Annotated in this window: 3 protein-coding genes and 2 pseudogenes; 3 read left to right on the top strand and 2 right to left on the bottom strand. The window is 77.3% G+C overall.

Annotation, left to right across the window (positions count from 1 at the left end):
* Nucleotides 1–494 (bottom strand): TSUP family transporter (locus ABT238_RS38555; protein WP_350807307.1); only part of this gene is annotated, 494 nt, incomplete at its 3' end.
* A 145-nt stretch (nucleotides 495–639) separates the two neighbouring features.
* Nucleotides 640–807 (bottom strand): annotated as a pseudogene (locus tag ABT238_RS38550) (rhodanese-like domain-containing protein); the annotation flags it as partial.
* Between the two features lie 136 nt (nucleotides 808–943).
* Between ABT238_RS38550 and ABT238_RS38545 the strand changes: the two are divergent.
* From ABT238_RS38545 to ABT238_RS38535, 3 genes and pseudogenes are all read left to right on the top strand, one after another.
* Entirely contained in the window at nucleotides 944–1,606 is a 663-nt protein-coding gene (locus tag ABT238_RS38545; protein ID WP_350570897.1) for a maleylpyruvate isomerase N-terminal domain-containing protein, read from the top strand.
* 142 nt (nucleotides 1,607–1,748) lie between these two features.
* The gene (locus tag ABT238_RS38540; RefSeq protein ID WP_350570896.1) at nucleotides 1,749–3,920 is read left to right on the top strand and encodes a restriction endonuclease; all 2,172 of its coding nucleotides are present in this window, start codon (nucleotides 1,749–1,751) and stop codon (nucleotides 3,918–3,920) included.
* Between the two features lie 183 nt (nucleotides 3,921–4,103).
* Nucleotides 4,104–4,221 (top strand): annotated as a pseudogene (locus tag ABT238_RS38535) (ABC transporter ATP-binding protein); the annotation flags it as partial.

Raw genomic sequence — 4,221 nt, 5'->3', positions numbered from 1 at the left:
GCGCCCCCCGGGGCCGGCCCCGCCCGCCGCCCGCCGCCGCCGCCGCGCGGGCGGGCCGGGGCGCCGCGCCGGGCGCGGGCGGCGCCCGCCCGCCCGGGGCGGGCGGCGGGGCCCGGTCCGTCGGCCGGAACCGGGCGGGCCGGGCGCAGCATGCGGACGGCGGCGAGCGCGGCGACCACCGCGAAGGCACCGGTGAGCACGCTCTGCGGCAGCCTGGTGGCGGCCGCGCCGGCGAGGGCGGCGGGGAGCAGCCCGGCGGCGGCGAAGGCGAGGGCGGTGCGCCAGCGGATGGTGCCGGCCTTCGTGTGGGCGACGATCGCGGAGACCGAGGTGGCGAGGACGATCAGCAGGGCGGCGGTGCTGGCGGCGGCCGGGGAGAACCCGAGCAGGTAGATCAGCGCGGGGACGGCGAGGATGCCGCCACCGCCGCCGAGCCCGCCGAGCACCAGCCCGACCACCGCCCCGGCGGCGAGCGCCAGCAGCAGCGTGGTCATCGGCGCACCCCCGGGAGGCCGGCTGCGCGCGCGGGGGCGGCGGCGGGTATTCGGGGGGTCGCCTTCGAGGTGGGGTGGTGCATGGCGGTGCTCCTGCGGGGTGGTGCCGGTGCCGGGAGAGGCGGTCGGGCGGTCGGGCGGCGACGACGGTGAGGCCGGCCTCGGCGGCGGAGGTGAAGGAGTCGTCGACGGCGATCACCTCGCGTCCGGCGGCGTCCAGCGGGGACGCCGCGATGGCGGCCCGCATGCCGCCGGCGCAGTGCACCCAGACGGGGCCGTCCGGCAGTTCGGCGCCGCGGCGGTGCAGCACGTGCCTCTCCTTCTCTGCGCCCTGGCGGGGCCTTTTACCCCAGGGGGTATCTGTCATCGACTGTAGCAGAGATACCCCCGGGGGCATCGCGGAGGGAATACTGCTGCCCGGACGCACCCGACCGGGTAGCGTCCCGCGCATGATCACCACCGACCCCGCGCCCGTGCCCGGCCCCGTGACCCCCGACGACCTGGCCGCCGTACTCCGGCTCGCCGTGGACACCCTGCGCGCGGCGCCCTCCGACGCCGACTGGTCCCGCCCGGCCGGCGCCGTCGACTGGGACTGCTGGACCACCGTCGAGCACCTCGCGGACGACCTGCTCGCCTACGCCGCCCAGCTCGGGCCCCAGGAGCCGCCCCGCGACCACTACGTGCCCTACCTCGCCCGGCGGCCCTTCCCCGGCGGGCCGCACAGCTTCGTCTTCGCCCGGCGCGAGGACGGCCCGCCCGGCCTGCTGGAGGTCCTGGAGGCGAGCGGCGCGCTGATGGTCGCGATCGCCCGGACCAGGGGGCCCGGGGTCCGCGCCTTCCACCCCTGGGGGCTCGCCGACCCGGCGGGGTACGTCGCGATGGGCCTGGTGGAGACGCTGGTCCACGTGCACGACGTCACCCAGGGACTCGGGCTGCCCTGGGAGCCGCCCGCCGGCGCCTGCCGCCGCACCCTCGCCCGGCTCTTCCCGGACGTGGCGCCCGACCCCGCCGGCCCCTGGCCGACCCTGCTCTGGGCCACCGGCCGCACCGCGCTGCCCGGCCGCGCGCGCCGCGCCGAGTGGCGCTGGTACGCCGAGGTGCCGCAGACCTGACGCCGGTTCACCCCCGGCCGACGCCGCAGGTCGCGGACCCTTTGCGCACTCCCCCGGTGCACGTTCTATTGTGGCGGGCGCGGCGGCGGCGCGGCCGGGAGGCGGGCGCCGCGGCGGACCGGCGTGGAACGAAGGGGTGGACGTGGCGGGGCGGCGGAACGACGGGGTGCTGGCGGTCTGGGCGGAGACGCAGCGACAGGAGCAGCGCCGGGAGGAGGCCAGGTGGCGCGCCCAGGCCGCCGAGCAGCGCCGGCGGGAGCGGGAGCAGCGCGAGGCCGAGAAGGCGGCGGCCCGCACCGAGCGCGAGGCGCAGCGCGCCCACCAGCAGGCCCGGGAGGCCGAGGCGGCCCGGCGGACGGCCGAACTGGACGGCCGGGTGGAGGAGTTGCGCGGGCTGCTGACGGCCGGGCTGGGCCGGGCGGCGTTCCGGCCGCAGAGCCTGCTGACGCCGCGGCCGGTGCCCCCGTTCGAGCCGGGGCGGCTCGGCGAGCCGGTGCCGATGCCGGACCAGGCCCGCTACCAGGTGCCGCCGCCGGACCCGGTGCAGGCCCGCAACCCCGGGGTGTGGCAGCAGTACGAGCAGTACGTGGCGCAGGCCCGGGCGCGGTTCGAGCAGGACTGGTACGCGGCGCAGGCGGCGGAGGCGGACCGGCAGCGGCGGCTGGCCGAGTACCACGGGCAGTACCTGGAGTGGGTGGCCCGGTTCCGCCGGGAGGACGAGCAACGGGCCGCCCGGACCGAGGAGTTGCTGCGCCGGCTGCGTTCCGGCGAGGCGGAGGCGGTGCAGGAGTACTTCACCGCCGTGCTGTACGCCTCGGCGGGCTGGCCGGAGGGCTTCCCGCACCGGCTGGTGGCGGCCTGGGAGGCCTCCGGCCGCCAGCTGGTGGTGAACTGGGAGCTGCCTGGCCCGGACGTGGTCCCGGCGGCCGCCCGGGTGCGGTACGTGAAGTCGGACGACCGGGAGGCCGAGGTGGCCCGCCCGGCGACCGAGCGCAAGGCGCTGTACCGGGAGGTGCTGGCGCAGACCGCGCTGCGGGTGGTGGCCGAGCTGTACCGGGCGGACGGGGACGGGATGCTGGCCTCGGTGGTGCTGAACGGCTTCGTCCGCGGCATCGACCCGGCGACCGGCCGGGAGGCGGAGCGCTTCCTCACCACCGTGACGGTGGACCGGGGCGAGTTCTCCGGTCTGGCGCTGGACCGGGTGGCGGCCGTGGAGTGCTTCCAGGGCCTGGGCGGGGTGCTGTCGGCGCGGCCCGAGCGGCTGGACGAGGTGCGTCCGGACCGGCTGCCGGAGACGGTCGGCGGCAGTGTGGCCGGGCAGGGCGGCGAGGACGACCCGGACCTCTTCGCGATGGACCCCATCGAGTTCGAGGAGCTGATCGCCGAGCTGTTCCGGCTGCGCGGCTTCCGGGTGATGACGACGGCGCGCAGCGGCGACGCCGGGGTGGACGTGGTCGCGGAGGACCTCGACCCGGTGACCGGCGGGCGGATCGTCATCCAGGCCAAGCGCTACCGTTCGACGGTCTCCCCCACCGCGGTGCGTGACCTCGACTCGACGGTGCGCCACCACGGTGCGATCAAGGGCATCCTGGTGACCACCGCGGGCTTCGGGCCGGGCTCGTACGAGTACATCCGCAACAAGCCGCTGACCCTGGTGAGCGGGCCGGAGCTGGTGGAGCTGCTGGCGGAGCAGGGTCTGCGCGGGCGGCTGGGCGAGCGGACGAACGGCGGGGGCCGCCCGACGGCCGGCGCCGACGGCGGGACGAACGGCGACGGGACGAACGGCGGCACACCCGGCGCGACCACCACCCTGGCGCTGTCCTGGCGCAGCCGAACGGCCGGCGGGGACGCCGTCGAGCTGGACGTCTCGGCGTTCGTGTGCGCGAACGGCCGGGTGCTGGACGACGAGCGCTTCGTGTTCTTCAACAACCCGCAGGACCCGGACGGCGCGGTGCGGCTGCACCCCACCCGCTCGGTGCCGGGCGAGCCGGTCCGCCGCGCCGAACTCACGCTGGAGCCCGGCCGCTTGGCGCCGGGCGCGGACGAGGTGGTGGTGGCGGTGTCCACCGAGGAGGAGGAACCGCCGGTGCTGCCGCTCGGCTACGTGCACGGGCTGGCGCTGACCGGCGGGTACGGCCCGGACGCGGAGGGCCCGGCGCGGTGGGCGGCACAGACCGGCGGGGTGTCGCAGAGCGCGATGGTCCTCGGCTCGTTCCAACGGCGCGACGGCGTCTGGCGGTTCACGCCGAGCGGCACGCCGGTGGAGGGCGGGCTGGCCGGGCTCGCGGTGCGCTGGGGTGTCGCGGTCGAGTAGCCCCGCTCCGGGCGTCTCAGGGCCGGACGTCATACCTGAGGAGGAGAGAGACCCCCGCCGGACCGCCGGGACGGCGGGGGGAGCCCGTACCCGGGGGCGACAAAACGGACGCGACCGGTTGCGAGAATGGATAAGGAAGACGATCTTCCGATTTTCAGCTCAGCACCTCCAGGGAGCACCCTCGTGACGATGTCCGCAACCGCCGCCCGCACCGGCCGGGCGGCCGCCCGCGCCACCGGCCTGAACAAGGTCTACGGGGAGGGGGAGACCCGCGTCGTCGCCCTCGACAACGTCAGCGTCA

This window comes from Kitasatospora sp. NPDC001527 (genome assembly GCF_040298605.1).
In the GTDB taxonomy this organism is placed as follows: Bacteria; Actinomycetota; Actinomycetes; order Streptomycetales; family Streptomycetaceae; genus Kitasatospora.
Note: the sequence above shows the minus strand (reverse complement) of the source record. Positions and strands in the feature narration are given on the sequence as shown.